Annotated in this window: 21 protein-coding genes, 1 pseudogene and 2 riboswitches; of the genes and pseudogenes, 9 read left to right on the forward strand and 13 right to left on the reverse strand. The window is 49.0% G+C overall.

All coding sequences use genetic code 11. From position 1 onward, the window contains the following. Window positions 1–112: 112 nt before the first annotated feature. From SB752_RS19185 to SB752_RS19205, 5 genes and pseudogenes are all read right to left on the reverse strand, one after another. On the reverse strand, window positions 113–508 hold the full coding sequence (locus tag SB752_RS19185; RefSeq protein ID WP_410717184.1) for a YugN family protein: 396 nt from the start codon (window positions 506–508) through the stop codon (window positions 113–115). A gap of 138 nt (window positions 509–646) precedes the next feature. After that, window positions 647–1561: a hypothetical protein gene (locus SB752_RS19190; RefSeq protein WP_410717185.1), complete on the reverse strand. Its 915-nt coding sequence runs from the start codon at window positions 1559–1561 to the stop codon at window positions 647–649. A gap of 136 nt (window positions 1562–1697) precedes the next feature. Further along, on the reverse strand, window positions 1698–2804 hold the full coding sequence (gene thiO, locus SB752_RS19195) for a glycine oxidase ThiO (RefSeq protein ID WP_410717186.1): 1107 nt from the start codon (window positions 2802–2804) through the stop codon (window positions 1698–1700). 106 nt (window positions 2805–2910) lie between these two features. Beyond that, window positions 2911–3027, reverse strand: a riboswitch (TPP riboswitch). Window positions 3028–3112: 85 nt separating this feature from the next. Continuing rightward, a complete protein-coding gene (locus SB752_RS19200) occupies window positions 3113–3358 on the reverse strand; it encodes an excisionase family DNA-binding protein (RefSeq protein WP_306418822.1) in 246 nt (81 codons plus the stop codon). Then, a pseudogene (locus SB752_RS19205) lies at window positions 3353–4702 on the reverse strand (glucose-6-phosphate isomerase); the annotation flags it as partial. The pseudogene SB752_RS19205 and the gene SB752_RS19200, both read right to left, overlap by 6 nt. Window positions 4703–4920: 218 nt before the next feature. Between SB752_RS19205 and SB752_RS19210 the strand changes: the two are divergent. Genes SB752_RS19210 through SB752_RS19220 form a run of 3 tightly spaced genes read left to right on the forward strand, consistent with a single transcriptional unit; the run spans window position 4921 to window position 8134 of the window. After that, window positions 4921–6195, forward strand: a complete 1275-nt coding sequence (locus tag SB752_RS19210) for an efflux RND transporter periplasmic adaptor subunit (protein ID WP_410717187.1) — start codon at window positions 4921–4923, stop codon at window positions 6193–6195. Between the two features lie 32 nt (window positions 6196–6227). Next, window positions 6228–6947, forward strand: a complete 720-nt coding sequence (locus SB752_RS19215) for an ABC transporter ATP-binding protein (RefSeq protein WP_410717188.1) — start codon at window positions 6228–6230, stop codon at window positions 6945–6947. Then, the gene (locus SB752_RS19220) at window positions 6944–8134 is read left to right on the forward strand and encodes an ABC transporter permease (protein ID WP_410717189.1); all 1191 of its coding nucleotides are present in this window, start codon (window positions 6944–6946) and stop codon (window positions 8132–8134) included. The genes SB752_RS19215 and SB752_RS19220 overlap by 4 nt, the downstream gene beginning before the upstream one ends. Window positions 8135–8188: 54 nt before the next feature. Here SB752_RS19220 and SB752_RS19225 read toward each other — a convergent pair whose 3' ends face one another. From SB752_RS19225 to SB752_RS19235, 3 genes are read right to left on the reverse strand one after another with little or no spacing between them, the layout of a single operon-like run. Continuing rightward, complete coding sequence (locus tag SB752_RS19225) at window positions 8189–8365, reverse strand: hypothetical protein (RefSeq protein WP_410717190.1); 177 nt, start codon at window positions 8363–8365, stop codon at window positions 8189–8191. Between the two features lie 50 nt (window positions 8366–8415). Beyond that, a complete protein-coding gene (locus SB752_RS19230) occupies window positions 8416–8562 on the reverse strand; it encodes a hypothetical protein (protein WP_410717191.1) in 147 nt (48 codons plus the stop codon). After that, window positions 8562–8828 carry a DUF3886 domain-containing protein gene (locus SB752_RS19235; protein ID WP_410717192.1) on the reverse strand — a complete coding sequence of 89 codons (267 nt, stop codon included), beginning with the start codon at window positions 8826–8828 and terminating at the stop codon, window positions 8562–8564. Before SB752_RS19235 ends, SB752_RS19230 begins: the two co-directional genes overlap by 1 nt. A gap of 97 nt (window positions 8829–8925) precedes the next feature. On the opposite strand from SB752_RS19235, the gene sspK reads away from it, so the two are divergent. Beyond that, a complete protein-coding gene (sspK, locus tag SB752_RS19240; protein ID WP_049736785.1) occupies window positions 8926–9057 on the forward strand; it encodes a small acid-soluble spore protein K in 132 nt (43 codons plus the stop codon). 22 nt (window positions 9058–9079) lie between these two features. Here the strand turns inward: sspK and SB752_RS19245 are convergent, their stop codons facing one another. Continuing rightward, window positions 9080–9940: a glycosyltransferase family A protein gene (locus SB752_RS19245; protein ID WP_410717193.1), complete on the reverse strand. Its 861-nt coding sequence runs from the start codon at window positions 9938–9940 to the stop codon at window positions 9080–9082. A gap of 129 nt (window positions 9941–10069) precedes the next feature. Here SB752_RS19245 and SB752_RS19250 point away from each other — a divergent pair, with 129 nt between their 5' ends. The 4 genes from SB752_RS19250 (at window position 10070) to SB752_RS19265 (ending at window position 13622) form a co-directional block, all read left to right on the forward strand. Beyond that, window positions 10070–10420, forward strand: coding sequence for a DUF3905 domain-containing protein (locus SB752_RS19250; protein ID WP_410717194.1), 351 nt, complete (start codon window positions 10070–10072; stop codon window positions 10418–10420). 132 nt (window positions 10421–10552) lie between these two features. Next, on the forward strand, window positions 10553–10852 hold the full coding sequence (locus SB752_RS19255) for an iron-sulfur cluster biosynthesis family protein (protein WP_410717195.1): 300 nt from the start codon (window positions 10553–10555) through the stop codon (window positions 10850–10852). A gap of 87 nt (window positions 10853–10939) precedes the next feature. Then, window positions 10940–12055 carry a site-2 protease family protein gene (locus SB752_RS19260; protein WP_410717196.1) on the forward strand — a complete coding sequence of 372 codons (1116 nt, stop codon included), beginning with the start codon at window positions 10940–10942 and terminating at the stop codon, window positions 12053–12055. Window positions 12056–12281: 226 nt separating this feature from the next. Beyond that, a complete protein-coding gene (locus SB752_RS19265; RefSeq protein WP_410717197.1) occupies window positions 12282–13622 on the forward strand; it encodes a hemolysin family protein in 1341 nt (446 codons plus the stop codon). A gap of 25 nt (window positions 13623–13647) precedes the next feature. Here SB752_RS19265 and SB752_RS19270 read toward each other — a convergent pair whose 3' ends face one another. From SB752_RS19270 to SB752_RS19280, 3 genes are all read right to left on the reverse strand, one after another. Further along, window positions 13648–14652, reverse strand: coding sequence for a cation diffusion facilitator family transporter (locus SB752_RS19270; protein ID WP_410717198.1), 1005 nt, complete (start codon window positions 14650–14652; stop codon window positions 13648–13650). A 162-nt stretch (window positions 14653–14814) separates the two neighbouring features. Continuing rightward, window positions 14815–15129 carry a DMT family transporter gene (locus SB752_RS19275; protein WP_289138585.1) on the reverse strand — a complete coding sequence of 105 codons (315 nt, stop codon included), beginning with the start codon at window positions 15127–15129 and terminating at the stop codon, window positions 14815–14817. After that, complete coding sequence (locus SB752_RS19280; RefSeq protein ID WP_410717199.1) at window positions 15126–15479, reverse strand: DMT family transporter; 354 nt, start codon at window positions 15477–15479, stop codon at window positions 15126–15128. Before SB752_RS19280 ends, SB752_RS19275 begins: the two co-directional genes overlap by 4 nt. A 116-nt stretch (window positions 15480–15595) precedes the next feature. Further along, a riboswitch (guanidine-I (ykkC/yxkD leader) is annotated at window positions 15596–15700 on the reverse strand. 147 nt (window positions 15701–15847) lie between these two features. Here SB752_RS19280 and SB752_RS19285 point away from each other — a divergent pair. After that, the gene (locus tag SB752_RS19285; protein ID WP_410717200.1) at window positions 15848–16309 is read left to right on the forward strand and encodes a low molecular weight protein-tyrosine-phosphatase; all 462 of its coding nucleotides are present in this window, start codon (window positions 15848–15850) and stop codon (window positions 16307–16309) included. A gap of 69 nt (window positions 16310–16378) precedes the next feature. Here the strand turns inward: SB752_RS19285 and SB752_RS19290 are convergent, their stop codons facing one another. Then, window positions 16379–17197: an alpha/beta hydrolase family protein gene (locus tag SB752_RS19290; protein WP_410717201.1), complete on the reverse strand. Its 819-nt coding sequence runs from the start codon at window positions 17195–17197 to the stop codon at window positions 16379–16381. Window positions 17198–17234 lie beyond the last annotated feature (37 nt).

Raw genomic sequence — 17234 nt, forward strand, 5'->3', positions numbered from 1 at the left:
GTCTTAGGCTAATGGCTACTACTGCCTTCACCATTCGGGACTTTAACCCTAGAGATAACGCCCATGCTGGGCGCACATGACAAAAAACGGGCCTATCACTTAGGCCCGTTTTTCATGCAAGACGATTTTCCAATTCCCTTACGATCGCTTCTGCCTTGCGAATCCATCTCGAGTCAATCTGAGCATCCTTGTCAACTGGCTCCTGAAACTGATTCATCACACCTGAAACCATCGGCTCCATGTACCCGATATCTTCTTCGACACCTGTTTGATAGACGTGGCGCAGAACAAATGGCTCGCCAATTTCCAGCCACGCATCTTCACTGTCCAGCTCTCCGGTCACAACATTCACGGGCAAACGCAGAAAGACCATATTTCGGTCATCTAGTACACGGTCAAAAAAACCATGCTCATAATCCCAGTTAGCCAGAGTGAAGTTTGGTAATGCTTCTCGAAGATAACCGAATGTCCCTTTTGTACCCTGCAAGCTGCTTTTGATCGTTTTCATCGTCTATCCCTGCCTTTGTCTTTGAAACCGTTCTTCTATTAATGTGTGACAAAACAACTGGTTGTACTCCCCCAAAAAGAAAAAGACAACAAGCCTCTACGCCCAAGCTTGGCAAAAGACTTGTTGCTCATTTTCTTATTAAAGCAAGGCGATGGTAAGCAGCGTAAACAATGCAAGCGGGATGATTTTGCGACCGCCACAGCGACGTCGACGTCTTTTCGGAACAATAACAGGTGGTAATGGTTGCGGCGATATACCCATTGGTGGGCAAGGTGGCGGCGGTGGTGGAAACGGTGGTGGGAATGGTGGTGGAAACGCCGATACCGGCGGAAACGGCGGGAATGGATTGAAGCCCATATATGGACTTACTTGTGGATGAAAAGGATTCATTCCACTATATGGGCTCACCTGGCTGTAAGGATTTTCTCCATAAGGGCTGATCGGAACGCAGGGATTGCTGCTACTGCTATATGGGCTTACTTGTGGCGATGGTCTTTTACCACTGCTATACGGACTTACTTGTGGTGATGGCCTTTTGCCTCTACTGTACGGACTTACTTGTGGAAATGGGTTGTTGCTGCTGCTATACGGGCTTACTTGTGGAAATGGGTTGTTACTGCTGCTATACGGGCTTACTTGCGGAAATGGGTTGTTGCTGCTGCCATACGGGCCTACGTTTCCACCAGGATAAGGACTTATATCACCGTACGGATCGTAGCCTCCATAAGGGTAAGGATAATAAACATCATACGGTGAAACATAGGGATTTCCCCAGTCCGCATAGGTTTGATGACTTGCGACTTGCTCCACCTGATAGTAATCGTCCTCATCATCTACTTCTTCTTCCGCATCTGGATCCTCTACTTCGACATATACATTTTGATCGTCATAATCGACAATGACACCTTCAATGACCTGCCCATCAATGGCTTCGATGCGCACTTTTTGCTCCACGTAATCCTTGCAAATGTTGTGCACATTTTCACGCATATCCTTTAGCAGACTGACGGTCTGAATGTCAGCCTGGTATAGGTTTTTTTCATCAGACTGCATGGAAACTCCTCCCCTTCTGGTGTTTCTTTATTACCATATACAGGTGCCTATGGGGAGGTGTACCGTATTATAGGCTGGACTAGCCCAATTTCCACGAAGATGCTCACTCAAAACCAGGATAAGCATGAAACAGGCGCTATTCACCAATAAAACGCGATGGCAAAAATGGCTCCAGATGCTCTGTACTGCCCTGCTCCAGGTAATCTGCCATCCACTTTGCTGTGATTGGTGATAACAAAATACCGTTGCGGAAATGTCCTCCTGCAATAGAGAGCCCACTCCAGTCTGGGATCGGACCGAGTAGCGGCTTACCGTCTGCCGTCGCTGGGCGAAGTCCTCCCCATGCCTCCAGGAACGCAGCTGTGTGCAATGCTGGAACGTACGGCATGACACCATTTAAAATGCTAGCCAAGCCAGCCATTGTTACTTCGCGCTGAAAGCCACTTTCATCCTCTGTGGCGCCAATTACGATTTTTCCATCCTTTTTAGGCGTGATGTAGCCTGACGTCCCAAAAATGACTGTCCGAAGCGGTATACCCACGGAGGAGACAGCCGCAATCTGTCCGCGCACAGGCCGTACAGGCACAGAAACGTTCAGCATCTCCAGCATAATTCCTGCCCATGCACCGGAAGTGATCACGGTTTGCCCCGCGCGAAGCGGTCCCATGGAGCTTTCTACTCCGATGACCCTACCTGCTTTGACGGCAATTCCACTCACTACACATCCTGAGAGCAGCTTCACGCCTTGCAGTCGGCATGCTGTCACCAACGCCCTGAGCAGCAAGCGATTGTTGATGTGCCCTTCTCTTGGCGAATAGATGGCAGCCTGAGCACTGTCGGTCAGCATCGGCTCGACCTCGGTCAGCTCTTTTCCCGTGAGCCAGTGAACAGCGTATCCTTTTTCCTTTTGCCAACGATATTTGGCCAGCAGCTGCTCTTGTTCGTCATCATCCAGTGCGACCGTTAGCAGTCCCTCCAGACTTAACTGAACATCTCCTGCGGTGAATTCCTCCAGTGTTTGCGCCCATTGCGGGTACTGTCGCAGAGAAGCTACCCCCATATCGAGCATCGGTCCCGGAGCCGTAAATTCTTTCAAAGGGGCCAACATCCCTGCCGCTGCAGAAGACGCCTGCCCGCCCCACTCCCCTTGTTCAACTAGCGTAATCGACATGCCTCGGCGCGACAGCTCATACGCCAAACTAAGTCCAATGATACCTCCACCCACTACCAGACAATCACTCATGCTTCTCTCTCCTCACTGTGTTCGTCCGGGTCATACCAAAGGCAAAAAGCCCACCATCTCCTATGCAGGAAAAGGTGGGCTCATACGCATATAACCAATCAAGGCGCAGTTTTGCCGGCAACCATATCCCTGCGCCGGCATGATCCGGATCAGGTGCAATGGGTCGATGGTCTGTCGCTTCCATCCTCTCAGCCCTGCATGAAGGACTCCCCGAGTTGCTACTTCGTCTATGTTGTTTACATTTCCTTTTTCATTGACCAGTATAGTCCTGTTGGCAACCATCTGACAAGTCTAACAAAGGCAATGGCTTAGTCCTCATCTTTTACATCATAGCTTTCGGGAATCGTTTCGTGTCTGGCTGCTTCCTCGTACTCTCGTAGCTTGCGCATTTCCTCTAGATGATGCTTGAACTGATCCTTGTTGATCAAGTATTCATTGCCATCGTGAACCGCGCGAATCCGCCCTTGGCTAATTCTTTCCAAAATAAAGGTTTCCGGGAGCTCCAGATAGGCTGCTGTCTCCGCAACGGTCAAATACGTCTTATTCTCTTGCAATCTAGCCTCCAGTTCTGCTTTCTGCTCTTCGTAGCCAGGTTTGCCCAGAAGTGCAAACATATTGGCTTTATACGCCTCTACTCCTGGCTGATCAAACGGGTTTACGCCTAACAAATAGCCGCTTATCCCGCACGCCTTTTCAAAAAAGTAGATCAGGCCCCCCACATGATAAGCCGTGGCTTCCGGAATCTCTATGAGCAGATTAGGGACTCCGCCAGCTACGTGGGCAAGCACTGTTCCTTCGAAAGCTTTTTTATTGACAAACCCCATGCGCTTGCCTGTCAGGAAATTCAGACCGTCTACATCGTCCGGGTCCTCCTGTACAGTCATATCGATGGCAGGTTTAGATACCGAAACCGTCGTTTCAAACAAATGCCTCATACCGTCCTGTATGTATTGTCCCAAAGAATGCAAATCCGTCGAAAACTCGGCAGAGGCTGGAAAAATACCTTTTCCGTCCTTGCCCTCCGACTCACCGAATAGCTGCTTCCACCATTCAGCAAAAAAGCGAAATTGCGGTTCATAGCTGACCAACAGCTCTACCATCTTGCCTTTTCGATACAGCGCATTGCGTATCGCCGCATATTGGTAGCACGGATTTTCATGCAGATCCATGACCATGTACTGCTCTCTGGCATCTGCTGCTCCCTGCATCAGGGCATCCATATTCGCGCCACTCACCGCGATCGGTAAAAGCCCCACAGCGGTCAGGACTGAATAGCGTCCGCCGATATCATCGGGAATGACGAACGTTTCATAGCCCTCTTCGTCAGCTAGCTTTTTCAAGGCTCCACGTGCCTTGTCAGTCGTGATGTAGATTCGTTTTTTAGCTTTCTCTCGCCCGTACTTTTTCTCTAACCAGTTGCGAAAAAGCCGGAATGCAATCGCAGGCTCTGTCGTTGTCCCTGATTTCGAGATGACGTTGATCGACGCGTCTTTTCCTTCCAGCACGTCCATCAGATGCGAAATGTAGACGGGACTGATATTGTTGCCCACAAAATAAATCTCCGGGGAGCGCCGCTTGGACTTCGGCAGCAAATTGTAGAAGCTATGTCCCAGGATGTCTAGAACAGCCTTTGCCCCTAAATAAGAGCCTCCTATTCCAATGACCAGAAGCACATCGGAGTCAGAGGAAATACGTGCCGCTGCCTGTCGGATTCGTTCGTACTCAGCACGGTCGTACTGCTCGGGCCAATCTACCCACCCGAGATAATCTCTGCCTGGTCCCGTTCTTTTGTGCAGCATTTCATGCGCCTGACCAATCGCCGGAGCAAGCTGCTCCCATTCATGAGGTTTGACAAAAGCACGAGCGTTGGAGTAATCAAAACGAATCGCTTGGTTCATAGCTCCCCTCCAAAGGAACGTCATCTATTCCTTATCTTATCACGGGATTTGCCCGTAAAGTACTTTACGTCAAAACCTATCAAAAAGCGATGAAATCATAAATATTTCGCCACAGCTGTAACCCTTTTCCAATCATTTCGTATAACCTTTCGAGCAACGAAATGTTTTGGCATTACGCTTTATTTCATCACTTTAAGAAAAACAAGGGGAAATCAATCATGAAAAAACGCTGGTGGATCATTGGTTCCGTAGTTGTCCTCCTGGGCGTCGGTTATGTCGGATTAGGCATGACAGGATCACAACAAGCCATGGGTATGCCCGTAAACATCGGAACTACAACGAAGTCGACTCTGGAAAGCAAGATTCTCACTTCCGGGGTCGTTATTGTTGAGGACAAGCAAAAGCAGTACGCGAATGTAACCGGAACCTTGCGAGAGTTTGTCGTAAAGGAAGGAGACAAAGTCAAAAAGGGACAGGTCATTGCGAAAATTGATACATCTGACGTCGATAGCAAAATTCTCGATATCGAGGCTCAAATGGAGCTGGCGAGAGCCAATCTGGCAAAAGCTCAGGTAGGTAATGAGCCGGAGGAAGTTGCGCAGGAGAATGAGCGCGTTTTGCAAGCGCAGCGCGAGTACGATAACGCTAAAAAAGAATACGACCGGATGCATCAGCTTTTTACATCGGGTGCCTCTACACAGCAGGAGCTGGATAAAGCCAAATCTCAGGTAGACTCTACTCTTTCTACCCTGAATGTAGCCAAGCAGCAGCTCTCCCTCAAGAAAAAGGGGCCTCGCAAAGAAGAAATCGCTTCTCAGCAAGCCCAAATCAACAAGCTGCAAGTGGAACGAGGTCAGTTGGAAAAGGATCGCGTCCAAAGCGTTCTCGTTGCTCCAGCAGATGGAACCATCATCGGTGTTGCAGCCGACAACGGACAATACGTGAACAAGGGAACAGAGATTTTAACACTCGCAAATCTCGATAACCTGTTGATTCAGGCAGATATTAATGAATCAGATGTAAACAAAATGAAGGCGGGACAACCTGCAGTTATCGAAGGCACGACACTAGGAAAACAAAAGCTGAATGCAAAAGTCACGCGGATTGCACCAACGGCAACCACCACACAAAGCAGCTCGGGCCAAGGTGAAAAAACCCGTGTCAAAGTGACGTTAACGCCTGAAGGTGATTTGTCTGCCCTCAAGCCTGGCTTCCATGTCGACATCAATATTTCCGTCGAAAAAATTGATAATGCACTGCAAGTACCGATTGAAGCCGTGCAACAGGATGCTGACGGCAGCACGTTTGTCTGGGTCGCAGCCGACGGCGTAGCGAAAAAGCAAAAAATCGAGACGGGGACAGAAAACGAGCTGTTCTCTCATGTGAAATCCGGTTTGAATGGTGATGAACAAATTATTTTGAGCCCTGTTGATTCCTTGTCTGATGGAGCACCAATCATGCCGATGCCGGGCGGAGCAGGAATGGGTATGTAGCTCACTTAAGCAGGAAAGGAGGTCAGCCGACAATGCTTCACGTAGAAGGCTTGACGAAATCATATAAAACGGGCGACTCTACACTTCCTATCTTAAAAGGCGTCTCTCTCCTGGTGGAACAGGGCGAATTCGTAGCCATCATGGGACCATCAGGGTCAGGGAAATCGACATTTATGAACATGTTAGGTTGTCTGGATCGCCCGGATACGGGAATATATATGCTGGATGGAATCGAAGTGAGCAGTCTGAAGGACCAGCAGCTTGCCCATGTTCGCAATCAAAAAATCGGCTTTGTCTTTCAATCCTTTAATCTTTTGGCTCGTTCTACCTCTCTGCACAATGTAGAGCTGCCGATGATGTACGCCAATGTTAGCCGATCAGAACGCAGGAAGCGTGCAACCGAAGCACTCAAACGGGTAGGACTTGGTGAGCGAATGCACCACAAGCCGACACAGCTCTCCGGCGGACAAAAGCAGCGGGTAGCTATCGCCCGTGCACTGGTGAACCGCCCTGCCATTTTGCTGGCTGACGAACCAACAGGAAATCTCGACAGCCGCTCTGGTATCGAAATCATGGCGATGTTTCAGGAGCTGCATGCACAGGGTGTCACGATCATTCTGGTAACACATGAGCTGGACATCGCCCAGCACGCAGAACGAATCGTTACTTTTAAAGACGGTGTGATTATTCGGGATGAGCGGGTCACTGAGCGACTCTTTGCCACTCCGTCGGACGAGGTGATCGTCACATGAATTTTTTGGAGAGCTTCACTACCGCAGTAGAAGGTATTTGGGCAAACAAAATGCGCTCCAGTCTGACGATGCTCGGGATTATTATCGGGATTACCTCTGTCATTACGGTGACGACTCTTGGTGAGGGTGGACAAAATGCCATCAATCAGGAGATGGAGAAGTTTGGGCAAAACACCTTCAACGTCTATATTAACTGGGAAACCAAAGAAACGATGTCTAACGATGATTTGACGGTAGAGGATGCGGAGGTACTCAGCAAGATTAGTCCCGCAATCGAATACATCGTTCCTTACAACTCCGCGACCATCGAAATGAAAGGTCCAAAGAAGGAAGAACGGGTTAACCTCTCAGCTACTACATCTGATTACTTTGCCATGCAAAAGACAATGAAGGTAGCAAAAGGACGTCTTTTCAACAATACAGACGACAAGGAGCAGCGTGCTGTAGTCGTGCTCGAGGAAGCACTCGGGGAAAAACTATTTGGACAAATGAATCCGATCGGACAGCGCGTACGCTGGGGAAACAACTCGCTCGTTGTTATCGGGACATACACTGAGGAGAAATTCAAGTTTGATATGGGTGCGCAAACCTTTGGCGCCTTTGTTCCGATTCGCTTCCATCAAACCTTGCAGGAAGAGCCATCCGTCCAAATGTTTATGGGAAAAGCGATCGATAAAGCATCTGTAACTCCTGCCATGCAACAGGTGCAGCAATATTTGAGCCGCAAGCATCAAAAGAAAGATCATTACATGGCTCGCAGCATGCAGGAATCAGTCGACCAGTTCAATCAACTGACTGGCACACTGACTCTGATCTTTAGCGTCATTGCTGGTATCTCGCTAGTGGTTGGTGGCGTCGGGGTTATGAACATCATGCTCGTATCTGTCACCGAGCGTACGCGAGAGATCGGTATTCGCAAAGCGCTGGGTGCCAGACGCCGCGATATATTGGTCCAGTTCCTGATTGAGTCGGTAATTGTCTGCCTGATCGGTGGTCTGATCGGCGTCTTGTTCGGACTTGGCATCGCTGCTCTGATCTCCCACTTTGCCAATTTGCCGCCGACCCTATCCTGGAACAGCGTATTCATCGCTTTTGGTTTTTCCAGTGCAATCGGTATCTTCTTCGGCCTGTACCCGGCGAACAAAGCTGCCAAGCTGGACCCGATCGAAGCCCTGCGTTACGAATAAAATGAGGTAATAAAAAACATGCACCTGGCGTTGCTTGCGCTTTCGGTGCATGTTTTACGTTGGAAAGGTATCCGTCATGAGTTTCAAAAGAAAAAAAAGCGCAATTCCGACGCTCGCCACGGCCCACCAAATCGTTTTGTTGTCCGCCTTGTCTGCCTTGTAAATCCTGCTCAGCTTCCAGGTGCCTATAGCTACGCAGAGGAGACTGATCAGGAGCAGGATTGTCCCCATGATCTCCCTCCTTTCCCTTCCCTAGCTATATGGGATGGGACGGAAAAAAATCACTTTTTTGGCTCCTTTTTAACCAAACGATTGAGAACCTGGCGGCCTCGTTCCTTGATGGCCTCATCCTTTACATCCAATTGGCGCTTTTTCATCATGCCATTTTTCGAAGTGTCGGGGCGAGCCTTCTGCTGCTCATCACGCATTAGCTAAACTTGCCTCCACCCTTTTTCTCATAATCAGCCAAGAGCTCGCCAAAGCTTTTGTTTCGCTCGCGCTCTTCCTGCTCACGACGCTTTTGTTCCGCTGCTTCCTGTGCTTTTCGTTCGCTGTCTGCCTTCATTTCCTTTTCCAACAGCTTGAGCTTTCCGAGTGCATCAGCATTCAGCATATCCTTCAGACTGTTTAGTCCGTTTTTTGTTTCTTCCGCTTGCATTGCTGGACGCTGCGGCTTGCGCTGCTTCTTCGCCATTTTAACTTCCATCCTTTCTCTATCTCATTTCTGTCCTCATTCTCTGGCTCAAACCTGGTCATACTATGTCCATCTGGCATGAGGAGGAGGACAAGACATGGTGCGCAACAAAGCAAAAGACTTCGGGAAAACCGCAGAAATCAGAGGACCAAAATCCCAATCGGAAGCCGTTCGCTCTGACGGTTCCATTAATAGTGAACCACAAGAGCGGTTAAAAGAAAACCGTTAGCAAGCAAAAACCGCCGGGCTATTCACGCTCGGCGGTTCTTCTTGTTAAGCGGTGGGCGATCCAGCACTTTCCGTCTTACCCATTCCTGCCTCAGCAGTGTCAGCTTTTCGTCCAACTGGAATACAGCTCCTTTTTTCATCAGGCGTTTTGCCAGATCACGCTCCATCTCCACTCGCGGCAGTACTTTGAAAACACCCGCTGCGTCTAGAATGGCGCGGGAGACAGAGACGTGCCGAGTCGAAAATAGTGTCCACGGCCACCGATACCCAGATAAGCTCGCACCATATTTATGCCAGATGGTAAGGCGCTTTTCCGTTTCCGGACAGGGCAAGCTGATCGGGAATGCCTGACCATTCACAATCTGGCTCTCTTCAAGTAATCGGATCGTTTGCGCCTGCGAATGCGGACGCTTGATATACGGGTAATTCTCCAGCCATTCCCTGCACTCAGCATGCTGAATTGGACTGAAGAGTGGATCGTATACCGAATAGATACGCCTTGTATTCAGTCCCAGCAGGACGAGTCTCGGGTTCTTCTCGTGTGCATGCAGGTGCACACTGATGAACTCCCGCGGAACGATCATCGTCGGTGACAAGAAAATGATCAGTTCGCCACGTGCCTGCTTCATTCCCCGATTCAAAAGCTCTGCAAGCGGTAGCGTCCTCCGAAACCGCAGGCATTGCAGGGGATAATGGGCGGCAAACCCCGCTATTTTTTCAGTTACGCCATCTCGTGAGGCGTTATCCAATACGATGACTTCGAATTTTTCGAATCCAATAAACTGCAGATTAAAGCTGAACAAGGTATACAGGAGCTGATCGACTGTGTCTCTGACTGGAATGACGACACTGGTAAGCATCGGATCTCCCCCTTTTTGTAGCATATGCACCAGCATCCTAATTGGGCTGGGCGCATCCTTTTGCAGGGGAAATACAGGCAGCCTCTCGTATAAGAGGCGGGTCGTTGATGCATCTTAGTCAAGAGACATCTTCGTATGAAGGAGGTCCAGTGTATGGACAAGACCAACCAGGAAAACGAAATCAAAGATATCTCCCTTGATGGAACGCTGCCTCACCAAATCAGCGCACCTGATTTCAAAAACTCCTCGCGAGATGTTCAGAAGCCGTTTGTCAATGAATTCGGGGTTATCATCGGGGACAGTCTTTACGATTCGGAACATTCCCCGCTAAACAACTGGTCGACGGAGACAGATCCTGAAATTATGGCTGGCGACAGGTGGGTTCATCCAACCAACGATATCGGCTGGAACTCCAACGAGAACAAAGAGCTATTGGAAGACAAGGAAATAAAAGGGGCACGCTTCATGCACCCGACCTTTGATGTAAGCAAAGGCAAGGACTAGCCTCATCTTTCTACAGTCAGCCCATTCGGCAGAGCCATTCTGCACGGATGGGTATTTTTGTATGGGTACTTGGCTTATATGCTGATTTGATTATGTTACAATGGGCAGTAACAAATAGAGGGGGATTTGCCCATGAGCATCGAGCTTGTGATCGAGCCTGCGTTTTCCCAGGCTTATCAGCGCTACGCCGGCTTTGTGCCGGGAGATACGCTGCGCTTATACGTACGAACGAGCGGTCCAGGAACTGGCGGCTTGTTCTATGCCATTGAAAAGGATGAAGCTATGACTGATGATGCTGTCCTTGAAGTAGAAGGACTTATCTTTGTCATTCGGCCTACCGACTTTTGGTATTTTGATGGAGGCTTGCTTGGATACAATCCTACTTACGGCGAGTACGGCTTTACTTTTACCAATCCTCGCCTGGAAAGCTAGGCTGCGCACAAACTGTAAGCCCAAGAAACTTTCATGGGCTTACATCGTATACAATCATAACTGCCATGATGTTTGGGAGGAACCTTCATGAAAAAAAGCCGTTCGGTCCTCTTAGCCATTGGTGCCTTTTTACTGGCGAATCTAAAATGGTTATTGGGTATATTGAAGTTTTCCAAATTCGGCACAACCTTGGTGTCGATGGTTATCAGCTTATGGGCGTATGCCATGTTTTACGGATGGAAATTCGCTGTCGCTCTCGTCTATCTGATTTTTGTCCATGAGATGGGACACGTCATAGCGGCCAAGCGCAAAGGGATCGCTACCTCACCTGCCGTTTTCATCCCTTTTGCTGGAGCGTTGATATCCTTGAAGGACCTGCCTCGCGATGCCAGTACGGAGGCTTATCTTGCCTACGGTGGTCCGCTTGCAGGGATGATTGCCTTTTTACCCGCTCTCCCCCTTTACTGGTGGACCCAAGATCCGTTTTGGGCGTTGGTCATCTACCTTGGCGCTTTATTGAATCTGTTTAACCTGCTGCCCGTTTCTCCTCTGGACGGGGGACGCATTGTTTCTGTTTTGTCTACGAAAATCTGGTTTGTCGGCTTGGTGGGATTGGGAATCATGCTGTTCGCTTCGCCTGGACCGATCATGGTGATTATTTTCATCGTCGGTCTGATAACGTGGTGGAGTCGGCTGCGAGAAGGCTATCAGCATCAAGTGCTTCATTATGAACGCACAAAGCTGGAGGACTTCCTTCAGTTTTCCGCACAGCTGCCACAATTGGAATCAACGTGGGACAAACGCTTGCAGTTAAATGAAGAAGTGACTGCCCTAAACAGTAAAGAACTGCACAAAGGCTTTTTAATGCCGTTCATCCAGGATGAAAAGCGGCTGGATCGGGATAAATTGAAGCTGGATAAGCTGTTCATGCACCGAAAATGGGAGCTGTTCAAGCAATGGGAGCGTGAACCCGTTCAATTTATTGACTCTGATCCGTTCCGTCCAGCCCCCTCTGAGGTACTTATCGAAGGTGAACGCGTCGCCCGCCAACGTCTGACGGAAGTTGATGAACAGATGCATCGACTGACCACCTACTACGAAGCGCCTGCCAGTACGAAGTGGAAGGTATTGGTCGCTTATCTCGGCCTTGCCGCAGTCCTTTCCGCGTTTTTTGTCTATGGACAACAAGTGCTTCATCGCTAAAACCCAAGGGCGTTTCAAGCCTTTTGAACTGTCAGACCAACAGTTTGACTATCTATGACCTTCTCCGGGCGCAAAAACCTGCGCTACGGATATCTGAGAGTCTCTCTTCATGAGCAACAGGTCAGAAACGCCCTTTTCGGTTGTTTATCGCTTTTGTGAGATGTTACAAAACAAGATAAAATAGAACGTATACTTTCATAACATTCTAGAGAGGATGACTATTTACTTGGATAGCGTTCCGATAGTGCTCAACCTACTGCTTGTCATATTTCTTGTTTTTCTAAACGGCTTTTTCGTTGCCGCCGAGTTTGCTCTCGTCAAGGTACGGCAAACGCGCCTGACGCAGATGGTTAATGAAGGAAACAAACGAGCTATATACGCCCAAAAGGTAACGCAAAAGCTAGACAGTTACTTATCTGCCTGCCAGGTTGGTATTACACTAGCTTCACTGGGTCTTGGGTGGGTCGGGGAACCGGCTATCGCCCACATGATCGTAACGCCATTGCTCGGGTCTTCAGGATTACCTGATTATCTGATCTCCGCCATCTCGTTTGGTGTAGCATTTGCGATCATCACGTTCCTTCACATCGTATTAGGTGAACTGGCACCAAAATCTTTGGCCATTCAGAAAGCAGAAATTACCTCGCTGTGGGTTGCAGCACCATTGATGTTTTTCTATAAATTGCTCTACCCGGCTATTTGGTTCCTGAACGGAACAGCCAACGCCCTCATGAAACGAGTGGGCCTCGACCCCGTGTCGGAGCATGAAGCGGCGCATACAGAAGAGGAAATTCGTATTCTTGTGAATCAAAGTCACCAAAGCGGCCACATCGACCAGACCGAACTTTCGCTGGTGGAACACGTTTTTGACTTTTCCGAAACCTTGGCTCGGGAGACCATGATCCCGCGCATAGACATGGTTTGCTTATATGCAACGAATACGTTTGAGGAAAATCTGGAGATCATCCGTACCCAGCGTCACACGCGATTCCCGGTTGCGGATGAGGACAAAGACAACATCATTGGATTTGTCCATGCGACTGATTTTTACCTCGCAGCACTGCAGGATGGGCATGTGGAGCTGGACCAATTGCTTCGTCCGGTTCTGACTGTTCCAGAAACAATGGAAATTAGTACGGTTCTTCGTTTGATGCAGAAAAAACGCTCGCAGCTTGCCATCGTTATTGACGAGTACGGCGGTACAGCCGGACTGGTTACTATGGAAGACATCCTGGAAGAGATCGTTGGAGATATTCAGGACGAGTTTGACGAAGAAAGACCGGAGATCGAGAAAGTGGAAAATGGCTTATCTGTTTCCGGTATGCTCACCCTGACTGATCTGAACGACCATATCCCGTTTGAATTGGAGTCAGAGGACGTGGATACGATCGGTGGCTGGCTGTACAGTCAGCTGGAAGAAGAGATTGCCGTTGGCGCTACAGTCGAATGGGAAAACTACTTGTTCACCGTCAAGATGATGGATAATCACCGTGTGACACGGGTTTTGATTACACCACTTGCCGAGCAGGAAGCGGAACCAACTGATCAACTTGTATCTGTCTCCTAAACGAAAGCGATGCCCCACACCTCTCTCATGATGGTGTGGGGCGTTTTTCGTTTAAGGTCGCTTCGAGATTCTCGGGGCGTCTCCAGTCACTGATTCCGTTGTCCTCGAGAATTCCCATCGTCACATCGCTGATATCCGGGTCCGTGAGCAGACTATCCCGCACCCGATATTTGATATCATCCGCTACAGCAAGTGTCAGTCCCTCGCGCAGCTCTACATAACATTCCACATGGTAAAAACGGCCTTCCTGAACGATACGCAAGCGGTTAATATCCGTCACATCCGGGTCCTCAAATATGACCCGCGCGACTCGATCCTCTATTTCCTTTGGCGCAGCAACCCCGATTAATCCGACCATGTTATCGTAGCCTACCTTGAAAGCCACGCCGATCATCAAGATGCCAATCAGAATGGTTGCAATTCCGTCCAACAGGGCAAAGGAACTGAACGCAGTCACGATCACTGCAATAAGAGCGAGGAGCGCCCCTGTTGTTGCTACGATATCTTCGTAAAAAACAAGCCTTGTAGGCGGTGCAGCCCGTCCTACGTTGCGGAATGCAGCGGGTATGACTCCCCAGCCTTTTGCCTCGATGCGGGTCTCGTGGACAATCTCATTCATTGCTTTGACCAGCACATAGCCATCCACCACAATCGCCAGGACCAAAATAATAAAGTTGATCCAGAAATGGCTGGATGCAGCTGGCTCTTTTATTAGATGAATGCCTTCCATGATGGTCTCGTACGCCATAATCGTCACCACGATGACGGCGATCATGCAAAACAGGTTGATTACCCGACCGAATCCAGTCGGAAATCGCGGCGTCGGCTTTTTTTCAGCAAGCACACTGCCAAAAAACACAAAGCCTTGATTCACTGCATCCGCAATCGAGTGCATAGCCGAGGCGAACATAGCCCCGCTCCCGCTATAGGCTGCTGCAAGACCTTTGACGATAGCTAAGCCCGTATTGCCCAATGCTGCCGTAGCCGATGACATATTTCCTTTTTTCAATGCTGCCCAAAATGAGCTCATGCAGTTAAATGGCCTCCTCGCATGAAAAATATGTAAATATCCCAAGACCGTTTTATTATACTATGCCCCTGAAAAGTTCGATGTCGTTTTTTGCAGAATGGAAAATGATGTGAAAAAGACAGACATAGGGAATGTCTGTCTTAAAACAAAAGCACAAGCAGGTTAGGCAATTAATTTAAGTCCAGCCACGGAAACGATGACCAGTGCAATGCAAAGAATGCGCAGCTTATCTTTTGGCTCCCCGTAAAACAACATCCCGACAAGCGCGCTTCCGACTGTTCCGATCCCCGTCCACACTGCGTAAGCCGTCCCCATCGCAATCTCAGTCATGGCAAACGAGAGCAGGAAAAAGCTGAGGGCAAATCCGCCAATCAATACGAGAAAAGAACGTACAGAAGGCTTGCGATTGACCTGAGTAATCCCCATGACGCCAACGACCTCAAACAATCCGGCAAATACTAATGATACCCATGTCATGCTACATCACCTTCTTTTCTTTGCGGCTCTGTGCTTTCATGTGTTACCAGCTTCAAACCGAGAATACCTACCAAAAGCAGGGCGATCAGCCCAACCTTGGCCCAGCTGAATGGTTCTCCAAACACAGCCATCTCACTAATCACAGTACCCGCTGTCCCCAAGCCTACAAACACAGCATAGACCGTACTTGTAGGCAATTTTTTCCCTGAATAGACCAATACTCCAAAGCTAATGATGATGGCAATAACGGTTACCGTCCATGTCAAAAAGCTATCTGCGTGTTTCAGTCCGGCTACCCACATCACCTCAAAAACGGCAGCAAAGACAACTAGCAACCAGTTTTTTCCCATGATGACAAGCTCCCTCCCTTAGTTGTATATGGTTCCCCAAAAGATAAGCACAGCTTATGATGGCTGAGACTTTTTCACATGCAAAAAAAGCCTCGGGTGGAATACCATCACAGATATTCTCCCGGGCTTTTATCCCTCCGTGTACACGACCGCAGTCGTGGGTTTTCTCTCGGTCCAGACCGGCATTCAGACTCATCCGCGGAACCCTAGAAAACTCAAGTGTATGCAATTAATCGTTGGGGTAACTGACGCCCATTATAGCAAACTGCGCTTATTTTGGCAATGAAGATGCCACATCCACCACTTCCTCGGTGTGGTATCCTTACATACAGAGCCTGATATAAACGGTAAGAAGAGAGGAGTATCACATGACACACGTACTGTTCGTTTGTCTGGGGAATATTTGCCGCTCACCTATGGCTGAAGCTGTCTTTCGTCACCTCGTGGAAAAGGAAGGATTGGCTGATCAGATCTCGATTGATTCATGTGGGATTGGCGGCTGGCACGCTGGAGAGCGACCGCACAACGGCACCCAAAAAGTATTGACACAAAAGGGAATTTCGCACGACACACTACGCGCTCGTCAAATCAAGCGCCAAGACTTTTCCGAATACGATTACATCATCTGCATGGACGAAGAAAATCTGAGTGAGCTAAACCGCATGGCCCCATCAGGCAAAAAGGTCTACCGCCTACTCGATTTTGCTCCAGATGCTACGGAACAAAATGTAGAAGACCCTTATTACACTGGACGCTTTGAATACGTGTATGAGCTTGTCCATGCAGGCTGCCAAGGGCTGCTTGATGAAATCAAAGCGAAAAAAGGATAGTACCGTCCATCCAACCATCCACAACAAAAAACCGCGGGACGTATTACCCCGCGTTTTTCCCCATCATCCTTACACCGCGAACTTCTCCACTTCCATTTGTCTGCCCAGCCAGCTCACTGTGCTTGCAATCAGTCGATTGTAGCTATCAGCCGAGGAAAATGTATGATCTCCCCCAACCACAACCTCTGTCTCGCAACGTCCTCTCCTGCGCAAATGCAGCTCATGCTCATAGTGGAACATCGAGTCTACCGCTATGACCTCGTCCCGGTTTCCATGCAAAAGCAATGCATTTCCTTCAAATTGCTTGGCTTGGCGCAAAGGATGTGCCCCTTTTAACGAATGGAAAAAACGATCCTGTAACAAATAACCGCAGTGATCCGTATAACCTGTCGAGAGCGCATCCTCATATTCCTGAGTACCCACGATCCGCACGATATCGTCATAAGGGCGCGCGACTGCCGCCCAAGTAACGAGGGAATGAATGCGTCTATCCTGGCTTGCTGTCAATACGGCAACGGCTCCACCCAGACTGTGCCCTAAGAGACTCACACGCTCGTGGTCGATTTGCTCCTGAGCAAAAGCGTAATCAAGAACATCACGTGTTTGTTTCAGCAGCACATCAAACCCGCCTGCTCCATAGTCTCCATCGCTTTCACCGCAGCCGCCGTAATCAAAGCGCAATACAGCAAAGCCTTGGGAGGCGAGCTCTCTGGCGGATTTCACAAACAAACGGTTCACTCCGATACGGCTGCCGATAAAGCCGTGGCAAATGATCACCAAGGGTGACTTCACGTTCTTGTTCCCTATTAAAATATCAGGCTTGTGCCACGTAGCTGCTAACGAAATATCACCGCTTGGAATATGAATGGTCCGTTCCAAAAAGCTCACCTCTTTATTTTTAGTATTCCGAGTAGTTTACTGAGTT

It is taken from the genome of Brevibacillus sp. SIMBA_040 (genome assembly GCF_046535075.1).
Lineage (GTDB): Bacteria > Bacillota > Bacilli > Brevibacillales > Brevibacillaceae > Brevibacillus.

Bases quoted from the DNA above. Each gene is read 5' to 3' on its own strand.
- SB752_RS19185 (WP_410717184.1), bottom strand. From the start codon at position 508: ATGAAAACGATCAAAAGCAGCTTGCAGGGTACAAAAGGGACATTCGGT.
- SB752_RS19190 (WP_410717185.1), bottom strand. From the start codon at position 1,561: ATGCAGTCTGATGAAAAAAACCTATACCAGGCTGACATTCAGACCGTC.
- thiO (WP_410717186.1), bottom strand. From the start codon at position 2,804: ATGAGTGATTGTCTGGTAGTGGGTGGAGGTATCATTGGACTTAGTTTG.
- SB752_RS19210 (WP_410717187.1), top strand. From the start codon at position 4,921: ATGAAAAAACGCTGGTGGATCATTGGTTCCGTAGTTGTCCTCCTGGGC.
- SB752_RS19215 (WP_410717188.1), top strand. From the start codon at position 6,228: ATGCTTCACGTAGAAGGCTTGACGAAATCATATAAAACGGGCGACTCT.
- SB752_RS19220 (WP_410717189.1), top strand. From the start codon at position 6,944: ATGAATTTTTTGGAGAGCTTCACTACCGCAGTAGAAGGTATTTGGGCA.
- SB752_RS19225 (WP_410717190.1), bottom strand. From the start codon at position 8,365: ATGGGGACAATCCTGCTCCTGATCAGTCTCCTCTGCGTAGCTATAGGC.
- SB752_RS19230 (WP_410717191.1), bottom strand. From the start codon at position 8,562: ATGCGTGATGAGCAGCAGAAGGCTCGCCCCGACACTTCGAAAAATGGC.
- SB752_RS19235 (WP_410717192.1), bottom strand. From the start codon at position 8,828: ATGGCGAAGAAGCAGCGCAAGCCGCAGCGTCCAGCAATGCAAGCGGAA.
- sspK (WP_049736785.1), top strand. From the start codon at position 8,926: ATGGTGCGCAACAAAGCAAAAGACTTCGGGAAAACCGCAGAAATCAGA.
- SB752_RS19245 (WP_410717193.1), bottom strand. From the start codon at position 9,940: ATGCTACAAAAAGGGGGAGATCCGATGCTTACCAGTGTCGTCATTCCA.
- SB752_RS19250 (WP_410717194.1), top strand. From the start codon at position 10,070: ATGGACAAGACCAACCAGGAAAACGAAATCAAAGATATCTCCCTTGAT.
- SB752_RS19255 (WP_410717195.1), top strand. From the start codon at position 10,553: ATGAGCATCGAGCTTGTGATCGAGCCTGCGTTTTCCCAGGCTTATCAG.
- SB752_RS19260 (WP_410717196.1), top strand. From the start codon at position 10,940: ATGAAAAAAAGCCGTTCGGTCCTCTTAGCCATTGGTGCCTTTTTACTG.
- SB752_RS19270 (WP_410717198.1), bottom strand. From the start codon at position 14,652: ATGAGCTCATTTTGGGCAGCATTGAAAAAAGGAAATATGTCATCGGCT.
- SB752_RS19275 (WP_289138585.1), bottom strand. From the start codon at position 15,129: ATGACATGGGTATCATTAGTATTTGCCGGATTGTTTGAGGTCGTTGGC.
- SB752_RS19280 (WP_410717199.1), bottom strand. From the start codon at position 15,479: ATGGGAAAAAACTGGTTGCTAGTTGTCTTTGCTGCCGTTTTTGAGGTG.
- SB752_RS19285 (WP_410717200.1), top strand. From the start codon at position 15,848: ATGACACACGTACTGTTCGTTTGTCTGGGGAATATTTGCCGCTCACCT.